Consider the following 21407-nt stretch of genomic DNA (forward strand, 5'->3'; position numbering starts at 1 on the left):
GACGGGGTGAGGGTGCCACGGGCCCCGGGCTGAGCCCGTGCATGCACCCTCTCCCTCTGGGAGAGGGCTGGGGTGAGGGTGTTCGCTCGCGCCCACTCTTGCACCGGAGGAACGATGTCCGAGGAAGACCGGCAGAGGTGGAACACCCGCTACAGCCAACAGGAGGGGACCCGGGAACCCTCCCCATTCCTCCGCTCGCTCGCGGACCTGCTACCGAAGTCAGGCCGTGCGCTCGACGTGGCGGGAGGCGCCGGGCGTGACGCCCTGTGGCTCGCGAGACGTGGCCTGGACGTCACCCTGGCGGATGTCTCGGATGTCGCGCTCGAACGGGCCACGGAGGCCGCGCGCGCAGCAGGAGTCTCCCTCCGGCTCCAGCGGCTGGATGTGGAGACGGAGCCGCTCCCTCCCGGACCCTTCGAGCTCGTGCTCTGCCTGAACTTCCTCTGGCGGCCGCTGTTCGCCGGCTTCCCGAAGGTGCTCGCTCCGGGCGGGCTCCTCGTCTTCGCCCAACCGACGCGGAGCAACCTGCAACGGCACGCACATCCTTCGGCTCGCTTCCTGTTGGAGGACGGCGAGCTGCCCGGGTTGGTCCAGGGGCTGGAGATCGTCTCGTACACCGAAGGGTGGACCGAGGAAGGGCGGCACGAGGCTCGGCTGGTGGCGAGGGCCTGAGCCTTTCAGAAGTGTCCGGGGGATGAGACGTGCCGGACCCGAGAGGGACGGCAAACGCCGCACTCCGTACCACCGCTCACTCGGAGCGGCGCGCCTGTGTTGCCTGGCCCACCGCTTGCTCACTGGCCGCGTCGGGGAGATTGACCTGACAGGTCATGTGCCGCACCCTGACGGGCATGGCACGGGACGAACGAGAGCGGGAGGACGCCTATCCCCGGGCGCCCTCACGGGAAGCGTGGGCGAGGATGAGCGAGGCGGAGAGGGCCCGGGTGGTGGAAGAGCTGCCCGGGGAGGTGACGTGGGACGAGATGGCGATGCCCGAGGGAGACCTGCACTCCCAGGCGAAGATGGGAGCGTTGCAGGCACTCAAGGGGTACTTCTCGCGGCAACGGCGGCGGGTGTACCTGGGCTCGGAGCTGCCGGTGTACTACCCCGCCGAGCGCCGCTTCGCGCCCGACCTGGTGGTGGTGCTGGACGCGGAGGCGCACCCGCGCAGCAAGTGGGTGGTGAGTCACGAGGGCAAGGGGCTGGATTGGGTGCTGGAGGTCCACGTTGGCGGCGACCGAAAGAAGGACGCCGAGTACAACGTGAAGCGCTACGCCCGAGTGGGCATTCCCGAATACTTCATCTACGACCGGGCACGTCAGCGGCTGTATGGCTACCGGCTGCCCTCGCCCGAGGCGAGGGAGTACGTCCCCATCACACCGGAGAGAGGCCGGTACAGCTCGGAGGTGCTGGGGCTGGAGCTGGAGATAGAAGAGGGGCGATTGCGCTTCTGGGCGGGGAGCGCGCTGCTGCTGGAGTACGAGGAGCTCATCGATCGGATGCAGGAGTCGATGGCGGGGCTGCAGCAGCGAGCCGACGAGGAGGCCCAGCAGTTGGCGGAGGCAGAGCGGCTGCGCCAGGAAACAGAGCGGCGTTTGGCGGAAGAGATGCAGCGTCTGGCGGAAGAGACGCAGCGGCGAGAGGAAGAGACGCAGCGTCTGGCGGAAGAGACGCGGAGGCGAGAGGAAGAGACGCGGAGGCGCGAGGAGCTGGAGCGACGCCTCGCGGAGTCACAGGCTGAACTGGAGCGTCTCAGGCAGCGCAGGGAGTGAGCACCGTGACGCACACATTCCTGCCGGGCGGGTGAGCGCAGCGAGCGCGGCATCGTGTGCGTCACCTTCGAGCAGGTGCGGAACGCTCACGTGGAGGTTCCCTTGAGCGTGGCATTCAGGGCCCGGCGCGCCAGGTGGGTGACGTACACGGTAACGAGGACGGTGGCGGCCAGCCCGCCCCAGAAGAGGAGCTGCCCGGCGGGGCCAGCGTCGGGGCGTTCGCCGCGGGAGAGCTGGGCCACGCTCGTCACCAGCGAGCCCAGGTACACATAGAGTACCGTGGCGGGCAGCAGGCCGAGGAAGGTCGCGGGCCCGTAGTCGCGCAGGCGCACCCGGGTGAGCGACAGGGAGTAGTTGAGCACGCTGAAGGGCAGGACGGGTGAGAGGCGCAGCAGCAACACCACCTTGAAGCCCTGTCCGGCGACGGCGGTGTCCACGGCGGTGAACCTCGGCTCCCTCGCGAGGCGGTGGCCCACCCGTTCATGCAGGACCGTTCGCCCGAGCAGGAAGGAGGCCTGGGCCGAGAGGTTGCTCGCCACCATCACCAGCAGCGAGCCGTACACGGGCCCGTAGACGAAGCCCGCTCCCATCGTCAGCACCGAGGCGGGCATCATCAGCACCGTCGCCACCACGTACACGACGACGTAGAGCACCGCGCCCGCCATCCCCATGCCGCGGATTCGCTCGACGAGCCCCAACAACCACGTGTCCACGGGCAGCAGCGTGATGGCGAGCACCAGCGCCGTCACTGCCGCCACCGCCGCTGCCCATCGCCCGATGCCGCGTGCCATGCCCCTCTCCTGACGGCCGTTGAGGCCCCAGTCGTAGCCCAGGATGTTAGGCCGGCGGCCCTTCTTTCGCCTCCACCCACCCAAGTCGTGTGGTGTCCGGCGGTCCCGGTGGTTTCTCGGAAGGCTCCGCCGTAGAAGGGGGGCTCCATGTCGCCCCAGAAGATTTCCGTCCCTCGCGAGGCCGCCGGCGAGCGGCTCGACAAGTTTCTATCGGCGCACGTGCCCGGGCTCTCGCTGGAGCGGGCGCGCGCTCTCATTGAGAAGGGCCACGTGCTCATTCGCGGCAAGAAGTGCCAGGTCACGCGCAAGCTCTGGGGTGGAGAGGAGATTGAGCTCAGCCGTCCCCCTCCGCGACCCCCGACGCGCGCCTCGATGAGCCGCTCCGCCGAGGGGCCCACGCTGCCCGTGCTCCACGATGATGCCTCCCTGGTCATCGTGAACAAGCCGACGGGCCTGGTGGTGGAGCCCGCGGGGGGAAGTGTGCCCTCGGTGGTGGAGCTGCTGGCGGCGAGGCTGCCGCCGTTCGACGTGGAGGGCCTCGCGCAGCCCGGCGTGGTGCACCGGTTGGACCGAGAGACGAGCGGTTGCCTCGTGCTGGCGCGCACGGATGAGGCCGTGGCGGCGCTGGACAGGGCGTTCCAGGAGAAGCGCGTGGACAAGCGCTATTGGGCGATTGTGCTGGGCGAGACGCCCGAGCGCGACAGGCTCGAGGCGCCGTATGGGCGGGACCCGAAGAACCCGAGGCTCTTCACGACGAAGGTGCGCTCGGCGCGGCGAGCGGCGCTCTCGTACGAGGTGCGCGAGCGGCTGAAGGGCGCGACATTGGTCGAGGTGAAGCTGGAGACGGGGCGTACGCACCAGATTCGCGTGCAGATGGCCGAGGCGGGTTACCCCGTGCTCGCCGACTCTCTGTACGGGACGGAGGAGACGCGGGCGCACCCGGCGGCGAAGGAGATTGGCCGTCATGCGCTGCACGCGGTCCGGCTGTCCCTGCCGAGCCCCGCCACGAGTGGGGTGGTGGGCGTCGAGGCGCCGCTGCCCGAGGACTTCCAGCGTGCGCTCGCGATGCTCCGGGGGTGAGGGGGCTCAGGAGTTGTCCTCTTCCTGCTCCTCTTCATCCAGGGCAATCGAGAACGGGTAGATCGCGCGGTGGTTGACGTTGCGATGGTACACCGCGAGGTAGTCGTTACCCGCGATCTTGATGAAGGTCTGCTCAGGCGGCGCGGACTGATTCATGAACCATTCCTCTGCCTCCTCGCGTGTATTGAAAGAGGCTGCGGCTGGAGGGAGACCTTCGCGCTTGAGCCTGCCGAGATGGGCTTCGAGCACGGCGAGGGGGAGCAGGCGACGGTGGTTCATTTCGCGGATGTACGCGACGGTGTGGTACTGGTCCGCAATCAGCACGAGCGTCGAATCGGGTGGTTCCGGGTGGCTGTTCAGCCAGGATTCCGCCTCCTGGCGTGTCTTGAACGAGGCCACCACGGGCGGTGGGGCGTTGGACTCGAGGTACTTGAGAAAGTCCGCGAAGGCGTACCGCTGGCCCGTCGAAGTGATGAAGAGAATCGCGTTGATGGCGGTCTCGAGGAGCGCTTGTTCTTCTGCGGATGGAGTATTGGCGCGAATCCGCGCGAGAAGGTCCATCACCTCCGTGGTGAGAAGGCGCTTGTTCATGGCAATACCCCCACGATGTAGGGCTCGGAGGGGATGGCTGGCGAGGCCACAAGTGCGATGGGAGCGAGGACGACGACGCCCGCACCGGCAGACACCACGACGAAAACTACCCCAGCGATCATGACGGCGCTGCCCACCAGGATCATCTTGTGGTTGCGCTTCAACCAATCGATGGCGCTGTCCACGGCCGTGAATTCTTGGGGCTGGAGTTTCTGCAGTTCTACGCAGTCCTGATAGGCCTGCCAGCACGCGTCGCGGCAATACTCTGACTTTCCACCTCCCTTGCGCGGGGTCTTGACGTGTCCGTAACCCGGGGCCAAAGGCCGACGCATGCAATCCTGGTAGCAGTCCTGCAGTTCCTGGTCGCAATCGCGTGGCCGGGCCGCAACGAGGACGATGCGCCCGTAAGGGCTGTGGTTGCTCGATTGAGGCCTGTAGCGAGCAAGATCGAAATCCTCGGCACGTTGCCAGGAGTGGGTCATCTGGCCGTCAGGCAGCTCGTTGAGGATGAGCACCAGTCCGGCGAGCTCTTCCGCGCTGGTAGGCGTGGTGTAGCGAGTGGCGCTACATGAGACGAGCAGCACGCTGAGGGCTGCGGCAACGAGTTTTCTCGGAGTTGGGCGGAGGGTCATGCGCGGTGCACTTTGTGTCCTGGCTGTGGGCCCACCATGTCACGAGTGGCGCGGGAGCCGGGCGCGTGTCCAGTGCATGCTCTCCATGGCCGGGCGTTCAACGCGGCTCACCGTCAGCCAGCCGACGAAGGACATGACCACTGGAGTGGGGTGATGTGAGCCCGCCCTCTTGGGGTTGGTTCATAAGTGTCTGGAAGTACAGGGATTGTGGGTCCCATCTGGCCCGTGGGAGGGGGCGGCTCTCCGGTGTCGAATGCCGGAGGGTATGTCAGACCCATCGAGTAGTTTGCGTCCTTGCCGCTGAACCGGAACCGACGCGCCATGGGCGTGAAGGAGGGTGTCAGTCGGCAAGGGGGTTTCATGCGAACGAAGCTGTGCGTGTTGGGGGCGGTGTTGGGGACGGCGTCGGTGTTGCCGGTGGTGTGCCTGCCGGAGGTTCCGGCGCAAGAGACGAAGGAGGAGCAGCCGCGAGGAGGCGTGTCGCGGCAGGCCGGCCAGCTTTTCGATGGCCATGCCACCGAGCCGCTCTCGCCGGTCGAGGTGCCAGCGAGCCCAGTGCTCGACGAGCCGAAGCACCCGTGCGAGCTCGTCACGGTGATGCGGGTGCCGTGCGATCCTTCGGCGTCCACGTGCGAGTACACCTATTGGGAGTGCCCGCAGAACGTGAAGCCGCTGAGGGCATGACGAAGTGAAAGTGCGGCCCGTGCGCGGGTCGCTTCGGGCGCGGCGGGTTGGGCTCTTCGGAGCCTGGCTCGCCGCGTCGGCGTTTTCAGGCATGGGACAGCCCGTGAGGACGCAGTAGGTCCTACGTGGGTTTGCGGCACTGGCGGGTCGGGCTAAGGTCAGGCCCGATTTCCACCAGGAACATGGCCAGGGACGAATTCTTCAGACCGGGGCATCGCTACCGCGACAAGGGAGCCCCAAAGGACCCCGAGGACCAGTTCATGCGGTGGATCAATCTTCCGAGCAGCGGGATGGCGAACGCTCCGGGGATTCGACCGCTTCGGTATCTCTCCCGGCGGCCGTTTACGGACCTCCCCGCCTTCTTGATTCTGGTGACGAAGAAGTCATCCACGGGCGGTAGCTACAACCCCTGGGATGACAACTTCGATCCGGAGCACAAGACGGTCACCTATTGGGGTGACGCGAAGCTGCATCCGGAGAAGCACTTCACCGACTTTCCTGGCAACCGCACGCTCAAGAAACTCTGGGATGCCGTCAATGAGGGCAGGCGGGACGAGCTGCCACCGATTCTCCACTTCATGAAGTACGAGAGTGGTTGGGTCACCTTCACGGGGCTCTGTGAGCTGACGGAGCTGTCGCAAAGCCACTTCGAGGAGAAGGGGCAGCGCGTCGCCAACTACCGCTGTCAGCTTCGTATCCTTGGCCCGGATCAGGTCCCGGTCGCATGGCTGCACTCACGAAGGAGTGCGGGCTCTCCCGAGGAGGCCTTGCGAGGAGCCCCCGCGAGCTGGACCGCATGGGTTCAGGGAGCCAACACCTCTGCTTCCGTGGAACTGGAGGCTGATTCCATGGAGGTACCATGGGCGGCCGAGGACATCAGGTCCGAGGGACAGGGGTTCTCTTCCGACCCACGGATTCGCAAGGCCGTTGAGCTTGAGGCCATGCGGCGGGCTCGGGAGCATTTCCAAAGAGCGGGCTTCACGAGGATTGAGGATGTCTCGCGCAAGGAGTCCTTTGATCTTCATGGGAAGGACGTGGAGCGCGAGGTCTTCATCGAGGTGAAGGGCACCCAGTCGGGCGGCGCTCGTGTCCTGCTGACCAGCAGCGAGGTTGAGTTCGCAAGGTGCAACAAGAGCAAGATGGCCTTGTACGTCCTCCACTCCATGCAGGTTCGTGAGGTGGAGGGGGAGGTGATCGCCGAGGGAGGAGAGGCGAGGGTGTACTGGCCCTGGGATGTCGACGCCGGCACACTGGCGCCGATCTCGTTCTCCTACGGACTTCCGTAGCAGCGCTGCGGCCTCCAGCACCCGCAGTGCGGTCCCGGACAGCGCACCCGTGCGCCCACTGTGCTCTCTCCGGCCAGAAACTACCGGTGTCAGGGAGCGCCGCTACAGTGGTTCCCTGGTCGCCGTGAGCCCCTCGAACCTCGCCTCCGTCGCAGTCGGCCGTCCCGTCCGGGGCGAGTTCACTTATGTCGTCCCCGATGGTCTCTCTGGGAGGCTATCGCCGGGTCAGCGCATCCTCGTGCCCTTCGGCCGCAGCATGTCGCTCGGCTTCTTCCTCGGGCCCGCCACGCCTCCTCCCGAGGCTGAGAGCGTCAAGCTCAAGCCCATCATGAAGGTGCTGGAGGACTCGCCCTCCCTCCCGCCGGACCTCATCGCACTCCTGCGTTTCGCCGCCGAGCACTACCGCTATCCACTCGGCGAGGTCATCAAGAGCGCGCTGCCTCCCGGGCTCACCAAGGCCGAGGTGGAGAAGGAGGCGAAGCCGGACGTGCAGGAGTTCGCCGTGGCGCTCGTCCCCGAGGCGCCTGCGGTCCTCCGTCGTGCTCCCGCCCAGTCCGCCGCGCTGGCCTATCTCCTCGCGGTGGGGGGCCGGGCCCCTATCGAAGAGGTGGCCCACGCCATCCCCGGTGCGCGCGAGACGCTGCGCAAGCTGGTGGAGCGGGGCTTCGTCCGCATTGACGAGGAGGTCATCGCCCCCGGCGTAAAGGAGGGGCTCGCCCAGGGCCGTCCTGAGCTGCTCACCCCTGAGCAGGATGCCGCGGTGAAAGAGCTCCACGCGGCCGTGGATACCGGCGGCTTCCAGCCCTTCCTCCTCCATGGCGTCACCGGCAGCGGCAAGACCGAGGTGTATCTACGCGCCGTGGAGCGCACGCTCGAGCGGGGCAAGGGCAGCCTCGTGCTGGTGCCCGAGATCGCCCTCACGCCGCAGCTCGTGGGCCGCTTCCGCAGCCGCTTTGGCGCGGAGGTGGCCGTGCTGCACTCGGCCCTCAAGGACCGCGAGCGGCTCTTCCACTGGCAGGCCCTGCGCAAGGGCACGGTGCGCATCGCCGTGGGGGTGCGCTCGGCGGTGTTCGCTCCCGTGGAGAACCTCGGGCTCGTCGTGGTGGACGAGGAGCACGATCCGTCCTTCAAGCAGGAGGACAAGCTGCGCTACCAGGCGCGCGACCTGGCCGTGGTGCGCGCCAAGCAGGCGGGGGCCGTGGTGGTGCTCGGCTCGGCCACGCCCTCGCTGGAGACGCTGGAAAACACCCGCCGCGGGCGCTACCGCAAGCTGGAGCTCAAGAATCGCGTGGATGACCGGCCCATGCCCACCATCGCGCTGGTGGACCTGCGCCAGGAGCGCCCCCGCGAGCCGCTCGTGCAAGAGGAGTCGCCCATCCTCTCGCCGCCGCTGCTCGACGCCATGGCGGAGACCATCGCGAAGGGCCAGCAGGTCATCCTCTTCCTCAACCGCCGCGGTCACAGCACCTTCCTCATCTGTGAGGTGTGCGGCACCTCGGTGAAGTGCACCGAGTGCGACGTGTGCCTCACCTACCACCGCTCGCAGAACCGGGTGGTGTGCCACTACTGTGGCGTGGCCCACTCCGTGCCCGAGCACTGCCATGAGTGCACCGGGCCCCTGCTCAAGTTGGGCGTCGGCACCGAGCGCGTGGAGGCCGAGGTTGCCGAGCGGATTCCCCAGGCCCGCGTGGCCCGGTTGGACCGGGACTCGGCCACCAGCGCCGAGCGCCTCACCGAGCTGCTGGCCTCCTTCGCCCGCCGGGAGATCGACGTGCTAGTGGGCACGCAGATGGTGGCCAAGGGGCACGACTTTCCCGGGGTGACACTGGTGTGCGTGGTGATGGCGGACACCTCACTGGCCATTCCGGACTTCCGCGCCGCCGAGCGCACCTTCCACCTCCTCACCCAGGTGGCGGGCCGGGCCGGGCGCGGAAAGGACCCGGGGCGGGTGCTCGTGCAGACGTACAACCCGGAGGCGGACCCGGTGAAGCGCATGCTCGTCCATGACTTCGACGGCTTCGCCCAGCGAGAGCTGGAGCGGCGCAAGGTGCTCGCCTGGCCGCCCTACACCCGTATGGCGGCGGTGCGGCTCGAGGGGGAGAGCGCCGAGCAGACGGCCAGCGTGGCCCGGCAGCTCGGGGACTTCATTTCCCGCCAGATGCCCCCGGCCTCCTGGGGCGTGCGCCTGCTGGGGCCCGCCGTGGCGCCCATTTCCCGGATTCGGGGCCGTACCCGGTGGCAGCTGCTCCTGAAGGCCCCCACCCACGCGGCCCTCGCCCCGCTGCTCGCTCGCCTGGAGGCGAAGCTGGTCGACATTCCCTCCTCCGTGCGTGTCACGATCGACGTGGATCCGGCAGCCATGCTGTAGACTCGCCCGCGATTCCAATGGCCGAATCGGTCCTCCTCGTCCACGACGACATTGCCACCATCGCCACCGTGCGCCGCCTGCTCGCGCGCGAGGGCTATGAGGTCATTCTCGCTACCTCCGTGGCGGATGCCCTCATTGCCTTTGGCCACCACCTGCCCGTGCTGATGATTCTCGCACCAGGCATGGAGGGGGGACGCGGCCACCTCGTGCTGGATGAGCTCGGCCTGCACCCGGACATGCGGCTCGCCCGCGTGCTGCTGCTCGGCGAGTCCGTTCCCGGCAGCGCCGCTCCGATGGTGCCACTGCCCCTGGATGGCTCGGGTTTCGTGGAGCAGGTGGCCACGGTCATCGCTTCGCCCGCGGGCCCGGAGGCCTGGTTCGCGGTGAAGGACGAGGTGGAGGTGGTGGCGCCGGCCCCCGTGCCGTCCGGTCCGCCGGGACTCGTCCACAAGTCCTCCGCGCCAGGCCGCAACGCCGCGCTGGAGCACGCGCTCTTCGATGACCTGCCGAAGGTGGACGAGCCTCGGCGGGCCCAGTCCTCGCTCGATGCCGAGGCACTCTTCTCGCAGACGGAGCAGGCGGTGGTGTCCACCGTTTCGGTGCCCGCGTCTGGGGTGGAGGCTCCGAGTCCGAAGGCTCCAGCGGTGGCCGAGCTGGACCCGGGTGTCGAGGCGGAGTCGCTCTTTGGCGCGACGGAGCAGGCGGTGACCGGCTCGGTCCAGGTTCCGCTGCAGGCGCCCGCTGGCCCTGAGGAGAGCGAGATGCGGCGCATGGAGGAGGAGGTGCGCCGTGAGGCCTCCGCCCGGCGCCGGCTGAAGCAGGAGGACGCCTCGTTGCCCGAGTCGTCTCCGGCGGGGCTCTTCGCGCGGACTCCCGCGATGGGGATGGCGATTCCCCTCATCACGGCCCCGACTCCCGTCGAGCTGGGGTCCGTGGCGGGGATGGCTCCGGAGCCGGTTGCGCCCCTGGCTTCGCTGCCTCCGCTGCCCGCGGTGAAGGTGGTCGATGTCGAGGCGGAGGCTCGCGCGGAGGCCGAGCACCTCGCGCAGCAGGAGATTGAAGCGGCGCTGGCGCGCGAGCGGGCGTCGTCGGGAGGGACGGGGGCGACGCCTCTCGTTGAACCGCCCAAGAAGGGGGTGCCGCAGCTCGGGGACGAAGGCTTCTTCGACGTGGAGCCGACCCCGATCGCGCCCATTCCGGCCCTCCCACGGGAGGAGACGGAGCCCACGTCCGCGCGGCAACTGGATGGCTCGGACCTGGAGCCCGTGCCGGCCGATGCGCCGCTGCCCGAGGGCGACGCGCCGGAAGGGTGGGAGGAGCCGCACCAGGAGAGTGTGGGCTCGGACTGGTTCGACTCGGCGGAGCCCGCCGGGGCGCCTCGCGGCGAGCCGGTGAAGGCCGCGCCGGTGGAAGTCGAGTCGGTGAAGGCCGCGCCCTTGAAGGCCGAGTCCTCGGACGCGGAGCCAGTGAAGGCTGGGCCGGAACCGGAGGGGGAGCGGGAGGACGGGGAGGGAGACAGATCCGCGTCGAAGAAGGCGCTCGAGACCACGGCGAAGTTCCCGTTGAGGCCCGTGCCAGGGGCCGCGGATGCGTCGGATGTGGCTGCGCTGTCGGCGGATGACGCGGTGGCGGTCCTGGAAGTGCGCCTGATGCGGGCGGAGCGCCGGATCTCCCAGGTGCTGACCGAGCGGGATGGTGTGGTGGCGCGCCGGCGCGAGGCGGAGAGCAGGATTGCGGAGCTGGAGGAGCAGGTGGCACAGCTCCGTGCCTCGCCGCCGACGCAGGTGGAGGTGCCGAACGCCCAGGAGGAGGCGCTTCGGCGCGAGGCCGGAGAGGCCCGGGAGCGGCTGGAGTCGCTGCGGCGTGAGCTGGAGACGGCGCGCGAGAGCGAGACTTCGCTGCGCTCCGAGGTGGAGCGGCTGAAGCAGGAGGCGTTGGCTCGGGAGGAGTCGCTGCGGCGCGAGGCCGAGGCCCAGCGGACCCAGCTTACGGCGCTGACGGAGGTGCGGGGACAGGAGGCCTCGCTGCGGCTCGAGGTGGAGCGGCAGCTGGAGGCGTCGCGGGCGCGAGCGGCGGAGCTCGAGCAGGCGCGAACGGACGAGGCTCGGCGGCGCCAGGAGCTGGAGGCCGAGGCGGCTGAGGTACGTGAGCGCGAGGCCCGGCTGCAGCCGCGGCGTGAGGAGCAGCTCTCCCAACTGAGCAAGCAGGTCGAGGCGCTCGAGCAGCAGCTCTCGGAGTGGCGGGCAAAGGCCGAGGCGCAGGAGCAGCGTGCCGCGTCCGAGACGGAGGCGCGCGCTCGGGCGGAAGCGCGGCTCGAGGCGGAGAAGGCCGCGCGGACGGAGGTGGAGGCTCGGGCCCGGGAGGAGACGAAGTCCCGCGAGCAGTGGGAAGGGCGGGCGCATGGGGAGGCGAAGGCGCGCAAGGAAGTGACGGCGCGCGCCGAGAAGGAGGCGAAGGCTCGGGCGGAAGCGGAGGCGGGAGCCGAGGCGGAGCGCCAGGTGCGCACCCAGGCCGAGTCCCGTCTGCAGGCCGAGTCCCAGGCTCGGGTGGAGGCCGAGGAGCGCCTCGCCGCCGTGGAGAAGGCCCTGGCCGATGCCGAGGCCCGGGTCAACGCCGAGAAGAAGGCGAGGGCCGAGGTGGAGGCCCGAGCGCGCTCGAGCGCGGATGCGCGCGTGCAGTCGGAGATGAAGGCTCGCACCGAGGCGGAGTCTCGCGCCGAGACAGCGGAGCAGGCGAGCTCCGAGGCGGAAGCGCGAGCCGAGGCGGAGGGGCGTGCCCGGGCCAAGGCGGAGCTGAGCGTCGAGGCGATGGAGAAGGCCCGTGCTCGGGCGGAGGCGCGTGCCGTCAAGGCGGAGCAGGAGCGTACCGAGGCGCTCGCGCGTGCCGAGGAGCAGGAGCGCGCCCGTGCCGCGGCGGAGACTCGCGCGGAGACGTCAGAGCGGCTGCGTGTCGAGCTGGAGGCCCGCGTCGCGCGTGCGGAGAAGGAGCGGAGCACGTCGGACGGCTACGCCGAGGAGCTGGAGCGTGCGCGGGTGGACGCGGAGACGCGGGCCACGACGGCGGAGCGGCTGCGCATCGAGCTGGAGGCCCGTTTCGAGCGCGCGGAGAAGGCGCGTGCTGCCGCGCAGGCCAGGGCCGCGGAGGAGAAGCTGGCTCGGACCGAGGCGGAGGAGCGTGTCGAGGCCGCGGAGCAGGCGCGCGCCGAGGCGGAGGCGCGTTCCGGCACGGCGTCCCAGGCGCGCGAGGAGCTATCCCGCGTGCGCGCCGAGCTGGCGTCGCGCCTGGCCCACCTCGAGGAGAAGGCGGCGCTGCATGCGTCGCAGGTCCGCGAGGCACATGCTGAGGCAGAGCGGCTGACGCAGGCGCTGGTCCAGGAGCGGGAGGAGCGCGAGTTCCTCGCCCAGGAGGTGGAGCGGCTCGAGGCGACGAGGGCGCAGGCGCAGGCGGAGACGGTCGAGCGCCTCGCCCGGTCCGAGCAGGCCCGCCGCGAGGCCGAGGAGAAGGCCTTGCGCGAGGCCGAGCAGACTGTCTCCAGGGTGCGCGCGGAGACGGAGGCGGCCCTCGCGAAGGCCCGTGCCGAGGCCGAGGAGCTGGCGGCCCGGGCTCGGGCGGCAATCGTCTCCATCCAGGTGCCTGGCCGGTTCGAGGTGGACATCCCCCGCTCCGGGAGCGTCAACCAGGAGGGGCTCGCGCGGCTCGTCACCCGTCTCCAGGAGGCGCGTGCCCAGGTCCGGCTCGAGCTCAAGGTGGCCGGGGCCTTGCGCATCCTCTGGTTGAAGGATGGGGCGCTGGTGGGCGCGGTCTCCTCCGCCCCGGACGAGTCGCTCGTCGACCGGGCCCGGGCGGATGGGCTCATCGATGCGCGCCAGGAGAATGAGCTGCGGCTGGTGCGCAGCGCCTCCACGGGGGCGCTCCTCGACGCCATGCGCAGCCGCGGCTACCTGCGCGAGAACGAATTTGTCCCGCTCGTGCAGCGCTACACCGAGCAGGTGGCTCTGGACGCGCTCTCGGAGTCCTCCTCTCTGTACCGACTCACCGAGGAGCCGCCTCCGCACGAGGTGGCCCTCGCCGCCTCCACCCGGCCTCTGCTGCACCTGCTGGCCGAGTCCCTGCGCAACGGTGTCTCCAGCGAGTCCTTCGTGGAGGCCGCCGGAGGGCTGCGCGCCGTGGTTGTCCGTGGCGAGCCCGAGCCTTCACCGGAGTCCTTCGGACTCTCTTCGCGTGAGCTGCGGCTCCTCGAGGAGATCGACGGCGAGCAGACGCTCGATCAGCTGTTGCTGGGGGCGGGCATGCCGCAGGACACGGCGCTCAAGGTGCTCGCCGTGGCCCGGGCCTTGGGCCTCATCACCCTGCGTCCCGCTGCCACGGCCTCCGGCTCCGAGCAGGAGGCTCCAGGGGAGCTGGACGTGCGCCGGCTCGAGTCCAAGTTCGAGGAGATCCAAGAGGCGGACTACTTCACCGTGCTCGGGCTCTCGCGCTCCGCTGGTGGCGAGGAGGTGAAGCGCGCCTACGCGCTGCTCACCACCGAGTTCCACCCGCTGCGTTTCGCGGGGCACCCGGATCCTGCGCTCCAGCACCGTGCCCAGCAGATCTCCACGGCCCTGGCCGAGGCGGCGCGGGCGCTCGCGGATGACCGGCTGCGCGAGGAGTATGCCCGCAGCCTGCTGGACTGAGGGGCGGCCGCGTGCCGCCGGTCCGCCCTACCTGGCCGAGACCTTGAAGGGATTGGACTGGGCGACGATGTGGCGCCCGACGCGCACGGTGAGCACCACGTTGCCGCCCTGCTTGTAGATGACGACCTGCTCCTGCCGCACGCCCTTGCTGAAGGGGTTGCTCAGGTTCGGCTCGACGCGCCCCTTGTTGGCGGAGAGCTGCACCTGTCCCTCGAAGAGCGCCGCCTCCGGTCCCTCGGCCCGCAGGGTGATGGTGAAGGGGACGCCGCGGACCTGCTCCGAGATGCGATCGATACGCAGGCCGGTGACGAGCGGCTCCTTGTCCTTGCCACCACCCTGGCCTGGTTCTTCTGGCTGAGGGTTCTCCGGGCCGCCGTCCACGGTCCGGGACTCGAGCTCCGGGGGGAGCGGGAGCACCGTGAGGCCATGCTCGCTGACCGAGCCGCTTCCGTCCCCCAGCTCCAGCCGGACATCCTGCGGTCCGGCCGACAGGCTCCCGGGCACGTTGGCCAGCAGGGTCCCATCCTGTTCCACGCGGGTGATGGTCACTTCCTGCTCGCCGATGAGCAGGGTCGGCGTCACCAGAGTCGCCGTTTGCTGGCCGTAGTCCACCTTCACCGGGAGAGGGGCATCCAGCGTGACCACGATGGTCGCCGCCTCGCCGCTCACCACCTCCTCGGGCTCGATGGAGACGATGTTCGGCGCGGGCGACGCGTAGGGCTCGCAAGCGCAGAGCAACAAGGTCGACAGCAGGGTGATTTTCCGGAGCACGGCTAATCCCTCCTGAACCGGTCTACCGGGGAATACAGACTGACGCCAGTGTGCCTTTCCCCTGGCTCGGTGGAAAGTGACCCGGTGGCGCTTTCGTGTCGCGCTTCCCCAACAGAGCCACGGTACTGAAAAATTGAACTCAGAGTGGAGAAGAAAAGAACGCGTTGTCCGGCAGTCGATGGATGAGCTCCCTCGCAGGAGTCGGAGCAGAGGGGGGCGCGTGGGGTACTGCCGCCGGGTGACAGAGCAGGCGGACGGGCTGCCCGGGTTGGTTGCCCGTCCTCTCCCGCGGAGTTAAGAGGGGCGCCATGGTTCGCGAAATCCTCATCTGGCCCGATCCCATCCTGAAGCAGAAAGCCAGGCCCGTGGCTCGGGTGGACGACTCCATCCGTACCCTGGTCAAGGACATGTTCGAGACCATGTACGCCGCCGATGGCGTGGGGCTCGCCGCGCCGCAGGTGGGCGTCCTGCAGCGCGTCATCGTCCTGGACACCCGGCCGCGCCAGCCCGAGTCCCAGCCGCTGGCGATGATCAACCCGGAGCTCATCGCGCTGGAGGGGAAGATGACCTACACCGAGGGCTGCCTGTCCATCCCCGGCGAGGCCGAGGACGTGGACCGCGCCGCGGTGGTGACGGTGAAGTTCCTGGACCCCGAGGGCCAGGAGCAGACGCTGACGTGCGACGGGCTGCTGGCCATCGCGGTGCAGCACGAGACGGACCACCTCAATGGCACCGTCTTCGTGGACCACGTCTCCACGCTCAAGCGGGAGCTCATCCGCAAGCGGATGAAGCGCGTCAAGGCCTCGCGCGAGGACCGGCCGTCGGTCTAGTCCGCACGCCCTTCTTGGGGCAGAGGTCCGCCACGTGGCAGCGCTCGCACTCGGGCGCCCGCGCGAAGCAGGTCCTCCGCCCGTGCCAGACCAGGAGCTGGTGGCCCTTGGCCCACCGCTCCGGCGGCAGCAGCGCCTGCATGTCCAGCTCCACCTTGTCCGGGTCCTCGTGGCGGGAGAAGCCCAGCCTGTGAGCCAGCCGCTTCACGTGGGTGTCCACGGGGAAGGCATCGTCGCCGCCCAGATGGATGCACACCACGCCCGCCGTCTTGCGGCCTACACCTGGCAGCTCCTCGAGTGAGGCCCGTGAGCACGGCACCTCGCCCCCATGCTCGTCCACCAGCGCCCGCGCTGCGGCGACGATGTTCTTCGCCTTGGCGCGGTACAGGCCGCAGGTCTGGATGAACGGCTCCAGCTGCTCCGGGCTCGCCCGGGCGTACGAGTACGGATCCGGGAAACGTTGGAAGAGGGCGGGGGTGACCATGTTCACCCGCTTGTCCGTGCACTGGGCGGAGAGGATGACCGCCACCAGCAGCTCCATGGGGTTGCGATAGTTCAGCTCGATGCGCACGTCCGGCATGGACTCCTCCAGCCGGTCCAGCACGTCCACTGCCCGCTTCCGCCTCGACTCCATCGACTCGCGCGACACAGGGACTCTGTATGACAAACCGACCTCCGACGTAAAGGGGTTTCCACTACCTCTCAGGACATGTCACCTGATTTCCCTCTTGCATGGAACCTCGGAGGCCGGGCTCCGTTCCGTCCGCCGGGTGACACACAGGGAGCTGTCCTGACGCACTCGACGAGGGGTCGCGACACCTCCGCCGGGCGTTGGCTGGCCGAATCCCGGGAGGTTGGTAGACTGGTCAGCGCTTTGCGTCGTCTTGCCGCCCTCATGCTGCTCATCCTGTCGGCGTGTGCCTCTCCTCGCGCACGGCAGAAGATGAGCTTCGACGAGCTGTACGCGTCCAAGCCCGCGCCATCACGGGTGGACGCGGGGGCTGCCGCTGCGTCCCCGGGTGGAAATTCCGGCAAGTCGCAGCGGGCGAGGAGGCAGAGTGCGCCGCTGGTGGATGCGCCGATCTCCGAGGAGCTCCGAGCGGCCCTGGCCACCTTCGCTACGCAGGCGCGAGCCGCGCGGTCACAGGTGCAGCGGGGCAGTGCCATGCCGGACGAGCAGGTGCTCAACTGGCGGGAGATGAACACCACCCTGGACGCCTTCCTGGCGCAGTCCGCGCGCAAGACGTCCTCGCTGGATGTGGTGCGAGCCCGGGTGACGCTGGAGGCCGAGCTGGAGGAGGACGCGCGCGCCTACGGGGATATGCCCGCCGACCTGGCCGATGCGGTGCTCGCCCGGATGGATCAGCTCGCGGTGCGCATGGCCGAGCTGCGCATGCTGCAACTCAAGCCCTCGAAGAAGCCCATTCAGTTCGCCTGGCCGGTGGACCCGGTCGTCATCACCAGCGTCTTCGGCAGCCGGGTGCATCCCATCACTGGCGAGGAGCGGGACCACCTGGGCCTGGATCTCGCGGCGAAGCGGGGCCAGCTTGTCACGGCAGCGGCGCGAGGGGTGGTGGTGCGCGCCGGGTGGAACGGCGCCCATGGCAACCAGGTGGTCGTCGAGCACGACGGGGACATCACCACCCGCTACAGCCACCTGTCGCGCGTGCTGGTGACGCCTGGAGAGGTGGTCGAGGAAGGGGATGTGGTGGGCGCGGCCGGCAGGACGGGCCTGGCCACCGGGGTGCATCTGCACTTCGAGCTGTGGCGTAATGGCCGGCCGTGTGATCCGCTCGACGAGCTGGGCCCCACCGAGTCTGGCGAGGAGCCCTCCTTCGTGCAGCGGGAGACGTCGGCTGAGGCCTCCAAACGAGAGGGGCGCCGTCCCATCGGACGACGCCCCCGGTGAGGTCGGAGCGCGCTCGCGAGCGCCTGCGGACTACAGCGAGTTCTTCAGCTCTTTGGCGGGCCGGAAGCCGATCGTCTTCGAGGCCTTGAGCTTCATCATCTCGTTGGTCTGCGGGTTGCGGATCTTCCGCGCCTTGCGAGAGCGGACCGACCAGGTGCCGAAGCCGGGGTAGCTGAAGCGCTGGTCCTTCTTCACCGCCTTGCCGATGTTGGCGAAGACGATGTCGAGAATCTCCGCCGCCGACTTCTTCGTCAGCCGCGACTGCGCCGCCACCGCCTCCACGAGCTCTGCCTTGGTCATCCGCGCTCTCCTCCGTCAGCGAATTCGAAAGTCCGAGGTTGGTAACAAATCGCTCTTTTGTCTGTCAATGCTGACAACCGTTGCGAGGCCGGTAGATCGGCCTGCGCGCGGTTCGCGAGGAATTTGACGGATCGCCTGGCTCCTCTAGAGAGGAGAAGCCTGCTCCGCTGCTCGGGCCCGAGCGCCGTGAGGCCCTGGTGTCGCGTGGGGGATGGATGTGATCGATTGAGCAGGTTTTTCTTTGTCATTTCGATCATTTGCGAGGCTTCCGCTGATCCAGATGGGCATGGAAGGCTGGCAGGTAATAGTGTGTGCGATCGAATGCTCCGCTGCCTGCTGATGATCGCCTGCCTGACGTTTGTGCCCTGCTGTGCATCCTCCGGGATGATCCCCACCGGCGAGCCAGCCGGGCGGGCTGAGGTGTGGGTGGACGGGACGAGGAGCGAGGCGGGAGACGGTTCGCGGACACGGCCCTTCGCCTCCCTGTCCGAGGCGCTGGCACGGGTGCAGGAAGGGGGACCTCCTGTCCGGGTGCACCTGGCGCCGGGGCGCTACCGGGGACCCTTCGTCCTGCCCGCCGGGTTGGAGCTGGTGGGGGCGGGTGAGGGCTCGGTGCTGTACGGGGAGGGGGCGGAGCCGGTGATCCGGGCGCCTGGCGGAGTCCTCTTGAAGGACCTGGCGTTCGAGGCGGAGGGCAAGGGGGCGGTGGGGGTGCTGCTGGTGGGGGGCTCGCGAGCGGAGGTGCGTGAGGCCACGTTCACTGGCGCCTTCAAGAAGGGGGTGGAGGCTCGGGACGCGGAGGTGGAGCTGGAGTCCGTGCGCTTCCGAGGGCTCGTGACGGCGCTCTACCAGGAGGCAGGACGGGTGCGGCTGCGGCACGTGTCGGTGGAGGGAGGGAGTGAGGCCGGGCTCTTCGTCCAGAGGGGCACGCTGCGGCTCGAGGACGTCACCGTCACCGGGCACGAGTATGGCCTCCAGTCCATGAAGGCCACGCTGGAGGGGCGGGGCTTCACCTCTGTGCGAGCGCTCCGGGCGGGCCTTGCGCTCGTCGGCTCCCAGGTGGAGCTGGAGGACACGGTGGTGCTGGACAGTGGCGGCTTCGGTGGAGTGTCGCTGTTGGCTTCGGAGACGGTGCTGCGCGGCCTCCGAGTGGAGGGGGGCGAGGAGTATGGCGTCTCGGTCTCGCGCGGGCGGCTCCAGCTGGAGCGGGCGGTCATCACCGGCCTGAAGACGCGCGACGGAGACGCAGGGGATGGGCTGCACTTGCGCGATGCCCAGGTGGAAGTGGAGGGCCTCCTGGTGCGCGAGGTCGCGGGCGTGGGCGTGCTGGCGGCGCAGGGCTCCCAGGTGGTGCTGCGCGAGGTATCCCTGGAGGCCTGCCGGGAGGCCGGGGTCTGGGCGGAGACGCTGGGCCAGGTGACGGCGGTGGGCCTGGAGGTGCGCGGCTCGGGCGGGCCCGCGCTGGTCGCCCTGGAGGACGGGGTGCTGCGGGTGGACGCGCTCACGGCGCGGGACAACGCCGCGGGGCTCGTGAAGGCGGACTGTCAGGGCGCGACGGGGGTGACGCTGAGTCGCGTGACGGGTCAGGGCGTGGGGACGGCAACGGGGCCCGGGCTGGCCTGTGTCGTGACAAGTCCCTCTCCCTGACGCAGGGGCGTGGCGTGGGCGGCCAGCCAGCCGCGGATCTCCGGGTGGACCTCGAGCGGGGCGCCCGTGCCGAAGAGCAGATCTCCATGCCCGTAGTCCATCTTGTCGCCGCGCTCGCAGCCGAAGACGTGGAGGTGCTTGTCCGGCGAGCCGACCAGCTCGTACTGCGCGCGCAGGTTCTTCGGCGAGGCCAGCCGATCCAGGCTCCCGCCCATCACCATCACCGGCATCGAGAGCCGTGCCAGCCCCGCGCGCCAGTCCACGCTTCCATCAAAGGAGCGGAAGGCGTCGTGGTCGATCCAATCCTGGAACTGCCGCAGCACGTTGCGGCTCATCGACGCCATCATGTTCGCGTAGACCTTGCGCTGGGTGGGCGGGAGGATGTGCTTCGGGTTGATGATGACGTCGGACAGGGGCAGGGTGACATAGCCGAGGAAGGGCGCCAGCGTGCGGCTGATCCACTCGTTGCGGAAGCCGCGCGGCCAGGCCGCCTTGCTGCCCACATAGATGAGCCGGCGGATGAGAGGATCCGCCGGGAAGAAGACCGGCGAGCCCAGCGCGAGCAGTCCCGCGAGCTTTGGCCCCGCGGGGCCCTGCGCCACGGCGTAGCCCACCAGTCCTCCCAGCGAGTGGCCGACCCAGAAGGCGCGCCGGGCTCCTGTCTGGGCGAGTGCCTGTTCGATGAGCGCGGGCCCGTCCTGGGTGACCAGGTCATCCACTGTGACGTCGGGCCAGCGGCGGCCCCGGGGTGGGAGACGCGAGTGGCCAATGCCGCGCCACTCCACGCTGAAGCAGTCGAAGCCGGCCTCGGACAGGGCGTGGGCCAGGGAGTAGGGCGGCTCGAAGTCGAAGGTGCACCGGTTGGCGGCGAGCCCGTGGCACAGCAGCACCGGCTCCTCGAAGCGCCGGTTCGCGGCGCGCCGCACGTGCACGGTCAGCTCCCAACCATCCTGACAGCGGACCTTCAGGAGCTCGGGCTCGGCCGTGTGCAGGCGGTACCACCGGCGCACGGCGAGCACCCACAGACCATTCACACCCAACAGGGCAAGCACCGCGAGCAATATCCACAGGGTCCAACGCACCGCGTCCATCAACCCTCCCGAAGACCGGGCAAATAAAACCCTGATATGCTCCGTTTCCCCTCGGCTTTCACTGGAACAGCCAGTGGCCGACACCTGGAGTCAGGAGAACGATGAGACCCCACAAGTTGATGTTCGTCCTGCCCAACCTGTTCACGGTCTCCTCCATCCTCTGTGGCTTCTACGCCATGATCCTCTGTGCGGGGCAGCCGGGCCCGGCGCAGTTCAACCAGGCGGCCCTGTCCATCCTCTTCGCCATGTTCTTCGACGGGTTCGACGGCCGTGTCGCCCGCCTGACGAAGACCCAGAGCGACTTCGGGATGCAGCTGGACAGCCTGGCGGATGTCATCTCGTTCGGCGCCGCACCTGGCCTCCTGGTCTACAAGTGGGCACTCGAGCCCCTGGGTTTCCTGGGCCTCTTCCTCTCCTTCGCCTTCGCCGCCTGCGGCGCGCTGCGGCTCGCGCGGTTCAACGTGATCGCCATGCGCAGCCCCCAGGGCGGTGGCGGGAGCTTCTTCGTCGGTCTGCCCATCCCGCTGGCCGCCGGCGTGCTCGTCTCGATGATCATCGCCCACCACGCTGCCACGGGCGGTGAGGTGCTCGAGGGTTCGGTTCGGGGTCCTGTGGCGGTGGCGGCGACCCTGCTCGCGCTGCTGATGGTGTCCACCGTCCGGTACCGGACCTTCAAGGACCTGCGCCTGTCCCGCCGTTCGGCGTTCATTCTCCTGCTGGTGCTCGCCAGTGGCGTGGTCATCGGCACCCGCTTCCACCCGGCCTATGTGCTGGTGGCCTACTCGTTCGCCTACCTGGCCTTCGGTCTGGTGGAGTCCGCCTTCCTGGTGCGCAACCGCCTCGTGGCCCGGAAGGTGCGGACGGGCGCGGGCGTCGCGACCGTCCTCGAGGAGGAGGCGGAGGACGACGAGCTGGACGACGAGGACGAGGACGAGCAGAAGGTAGCGTAAGCCGCGCGCGTCTCGTGGCACGTGCCGGAGGCGGC

The 21407-nt window shown here is 69.2% G+C and carries 18 protein-coding genes; 11 read left to right on the top strand and 7 right to left on the bottom strand.

Going from position 1 to position 21407, the window contains the following annotated elements; translation table 11 throughout:
• The first annotated feature begins 114 nt into the window (after positions 1 to 114).
• Together OV287_RS12035 and OV287_RS12040 are read left to right on the top strand one after the other, a co-directional pair.
• A complete protein-coding gene (locus tag OV287_RS12035) occupies positions 115 to 672 on the top strand; it encodes a class I SAM-dependent methyltransferase (protein ID WP_267534167.1) in 558 nt (185 codons plus the stop codon).
• Between the two features lie 176 nt (positions 673 to 848).
• A complete protein-coding gene (locus OV287_RS12040; protein WP_373371907.1) occupies positions 849 to 1769 on the top strand; it encodes a Uma2 family endonuclease in 921 nt (306 codons plus the stop codon).
• Between the two features lie 86 nt (positions 1770 to 1855).
• Here the strand turns inward: OV287_RS12040 and OV287_RS12045 are convergent, their stop codons facing one another.
• Positions 1856 to 2560, bottom strand: a complete 705-nt coding sequence (locus OV287_RS12045; protein WP_267534169.1) for a TVP38/TMEM64 family protein — start codon at positions 2558 to 2560, stop codon at positions 1856 to 1858.
• A 147-nt stretch (positions 2561 to 2707) separates the two neighbouring features.
• Here OV287_RS12045 and OV287_RS12050 point away from each other — a divergent pair, with 147 nt between their 5' ends.
• The gene (locus OV287_RS12050) at positions 2708 to 3640 is read left to right on the top strand and encodes an RluA family pseudouridine synthase (RefSeq protein WP_267534170.1); all 933 of its coding nucleotides are present in this window, start codon (positions 2708 to 2710) and stop codon (positions 3638 to 3640) included.
• A 6-nt stretch (positions 3641 to 3646) separates the two neighbouring features.
• Here the strand turns inward: OV287_RS12050 and OV287_RS12055 are convergent, their stop codons facing one another.
• Together OV287_RS12055 and OV287_RS12060 are read right to left on the bottom strand one after the other, a co-directional pair.
• Positions 3647 to 4231, bottom strand: a complete 585-nt coding sequence (locus OV287_RS12055) for a head protein (protein ID WP_267534171.1) — start codon at positions 4229 to 4231, stop codon at positions 3647 to 3649.
• Positions 4228 to 4863, bottom strand: a complete 636-nt coding sequence (locus OV287_RS12060) for a hypothetical protein (protein WP_267534172.1) — start codon at positions 4861 to 4863, stop codon at positions 4228 to 4230. The genes OV287_RS12055 and OV287_RS12060 overlap by 4 nt, the downstream gene beginning before the upstream one ends.
• A gap of 360 nt (positions 4864 to 5223) precedes the next feature.
• Here OV287_RS12060 and OV287_RS12065 point away from each other — a divergent pair, with 360 nt between their 5' ends.
• The 4 genes from OV287_RS12065 to OV287_RS12080 all read left to right on the top strand — a co-directional run bounded on the left by OV287_RS12065 (position 5224) and on the right by OV287_RS12080 (position 13874).
• Positions 5224 to 5547, top strand: a complete 324-nt coding sequence (locus OV287_RS12065) for a hypothetical protein (RefSeq protein WP_267534173.1) — start codon at positions 5224 to 5226, stop codon at positions 5545 to 5547.
• A 182-nt stretch (positions 5548 to 5729) separates the two neighbouring features.
• The gene (locus tag OV287_RS12070; protein ID WP_267534174.1) at positions 5730 to 6833 is read left to right on the top strand and encodes a protein NO VEIN domain-containing protein; all 1104 of its coding nucleotides are present in this window, start codon (positions 5730 to 5732) and stop codon (positions 6831 to 6833) included.
• Between the two features lie 124 nt (positions 6834 to 6957).
• Positions 6958 to 9201: a replication restart helicase PriA gene (gene priA / locus OV287_RS12075; protein WP_267534175.1), complete on the top strand. Its 2244-nt coding sequence runs from the start codon at positions 6958 to 6960 to the stop codon at positions 9199 to 9201.
• Positions 9202 to 9218: 17 nt separating this feature from the next.
• Positions 9219 to 13874 carry a hypothetical protein gene (locus tag OV287_RS12080; protein ID WP_267534176.1) on the top strand — a complete coding sequence of 1552 codons (4656 nt, stop codon included), beginning with the start codon at positions 9219 to 9221 and terminating at the stop codon, positions 13872 to 13874.
• Positions 13875 to 13901: 27 nt separating this feature from the next.
• On the opposite strand, the gene OV287_RS12085 is transcribed toward OV287_RS12080, so the two are convergent.
• Entirely contained in the window at positions 13902 to 14645 is a 744-nt protein-coding gene (locus OV287_RS12085) for a hypothetical protein (protein WP_267534177.1), read from the bottom strand.
• A 308-nt stretch (positions 14646 to 14953) separates the two neighbouring features.
• Here OV287_RS12085 and def point away from each other — a divergent pair, with 308 nt between their 5' ends.
• Positions 14954 to 15475: a peptide deformylase gene (gene def, locus OV287_RS12090; RefSeq protein ID WP_267534178.1), complete on the top strand. Its 522-nt coding sequence runs from the start codon at positions 14954 to 14956 to the stop codon at positions 15473 to 15475.
• Here the strand turns inward: def and nth are convergent.
• Positions 15441 to 16109 (bottom strand): endonuclease III, encoded by a 669-nt coding sequence (nth, locus tag OV287_RS12095; RefSeq protein ID WP_267542332.1) that lies wholly within the window; start codon positions 16107 to 16109, stop codon positions 15441 to 15443. The genes def and nth overlap by 35 nt on opposite strands.
• Positions 16110 to 16349: 240 nt before the next feature.
• Between nth and OV287_RS12100 the strand changes: the two genes are divergently transcribed.
• Positions 16350 to 17384 (top strand): M23 family metallopeptidase, encoded by a 1035-nt coding sequence (locus OV287_RS12100; RefSeq protein ID WP_267534179.1) that lies wholly within the window; start codon positions 16350 to 16352, stop codon positions 17382 to 17384.
• A 30-nt stretch (positions 17385 to 17414) separates the two neighbouring features.
• Here the strand turns inward: OV287_RS12100 and OV287_RS12105 are convergent, their stop codons facing one another.
• Positions 17415 to 17684, bottom strand: coding sequence for an HU family DNA-binding protein (locus OV287_RS12105; protein ID WP_043394050.1), 270 nt, complete (start codon positions 17682 to 17684; stop codon positions 17415 to 17417).
• A gap of 321 nt (positions 17685 to 18005) precedes the next feature.
• Here OV287_RS12105 and OV287_RS12110 point away from each other — a divergent pair, with 321 nt between their 5' ends.
• Positions 18006 to 19331: a right-handed parallel beta-helix repeat-containing protein gene (locus tag OV287_RS12110; protein WP_267534180.1), complete on the top strand. Its 1326-nt coding sequence runs from the start codon at positions 18006 to 18008 to the stop codon at positions 19329 to 19331.
• Here OV287_RS12110 and OV287_RS12115 read toward each other — a convergent pair.
• Complete coding sequence (locus OV287_RS12115; protein ID WP_267534181.1) at positions 19268 to 20422, bottom strand: alpha/beta fold hydrolase; 1155 nt, start codon at positions 20420 to 20422, stop codon at positions 19268 to 19270. The two genes, OV287_RS12110 and OV287_RS12115, sit on opposite strands and share 64 nt — an antisense overlap.
• Positions 20423 to 20523: 101 nt before the next feature.
• Here OV287_RS12115 and pssA point away from each other — a divergent pair, with 101 nt between their 5' ends.
• On the top strand, positions 20524 to 21372 hold the full coding sequence (gene pssA, locus OV287_RS12120; protein WP_267534182.1) for a CDP-diacylglycerol--serine O-phosphatidyltransferase: 849 nt from the start codon (positions 20524 to 20526) through the stop codon (positions 21370 to 21372).
• The last annotated feature ends 35 nt before the right edge of the window (positions 21373 to 21407 follow it).

Source organism: Archangium lansingense (genome assembly GCF_026626635.1).
Taxonomy (GTDB): domain Bacteria; phylum Myxococcota; class Myxococcia; order Myxococcales; family Myxococcaceae; genus Archangium; species Archangium lansingense.

Coding starts and splice junctions, on each gene's coding strand:
- OV287_RS12035 (WP_267534167.1), top strand. CDS start 115: ATGTCCGAGGAAGACCGGCAGAGGTGGAACACCCGCTACAGCCAACAG.
- OV287_RS12040 (WP_373371907.1), top strand. CDS start 849: ATGGCACGGGACGAACGAGAGCGGGAGGACGCCTATCCCCGGGCGCCC.
- OV287_RS12045 (WP_267534169.1), bottom strand. CDS start 2,560: ATGGCACGCGGCATCGGGCGATGGGCAGCGGCGGTGGCGGCAGTGACG.
- OV287_RS12050 (WP_267534170.1), top strand. CDS start 2,708: ATGTCGCCCCAGAAGATTTCCGTCCCTCGCGAGGCCGCCGGCGAGCGG.
- OV287_RS12055 (WP_267534171.1), bottom strand. CDS start 4,231: ATGAACAAGCGCCTTCTCACCACGGAGGTGATGGACCTTCTCGCGCGG.
- OV287_RS12060 (WP_267534172.1), bottom strand. CDS start 4,863: ATGACCCTCCGCCCAACTCCGAGAAAACTCGTTGCCGCAGCCCTCAGC.
- OV287_RS12065 (WP_267534173.1), top strand. CDS start 5,224: ATGCGAACGAAGCTGTGCGTGTTGGGGGCGGTGTTGGGGACGGCGTCG.
- OV287_RS12070 (WP_267534174.1), top strand. CDS start 5,730: ATGGCCAGGGACGAATTCTTCAGACCGGGGCATCGCTACCGCGACAAG.
- OV287_RS12080 (WP_267534176.1), top strand. CDS start 9,219: ATGGCCGAATCGGTCCTCCTCGTCCACGACGACATTGCCACCATCGCC.
- def (WP_267534178.1), top strand. CDS start 14,954: ATGGTTCGCGAAATCCTCATCTGGCCCGATCCCATCCTGAAGCAGAAA.
- nth (WP_267542332.1), bottom strand. CDS start 16,109: ATGGAGTCGAGGCGGAAGCGGGCAGTGGACGTGCTGGACCGGCTGGAG.
- OV287_RS12105 (WP_043394050.1), bottom strand. CDS start 17,684: ATGACCAAGGCAGAGCTCGTGGAGGCGGTGGCGGCGCAGTCGCGGCTG.
- OV287_RS12110 (WP_267534180.1), top strand. CDS start 18,006: ATGCTCCGCTGCCTGCTGATGATCGCCTGCCTGACGTTTGTGCCCTGC.
- OV287_RS12115 (WP_267534181.1), bottom strand. CDS start 20,422: ATGGACGCGGTGCGTTGGACCCTGTGGATATTGCTCGCGGTGCTTGCC.
- pssA (WP_267534182.1), top strand. CDS start 20,524: ATGAGACCCCACAAGTTGATGTTCGTCCTGCCCAACCTGTTCACGGTC.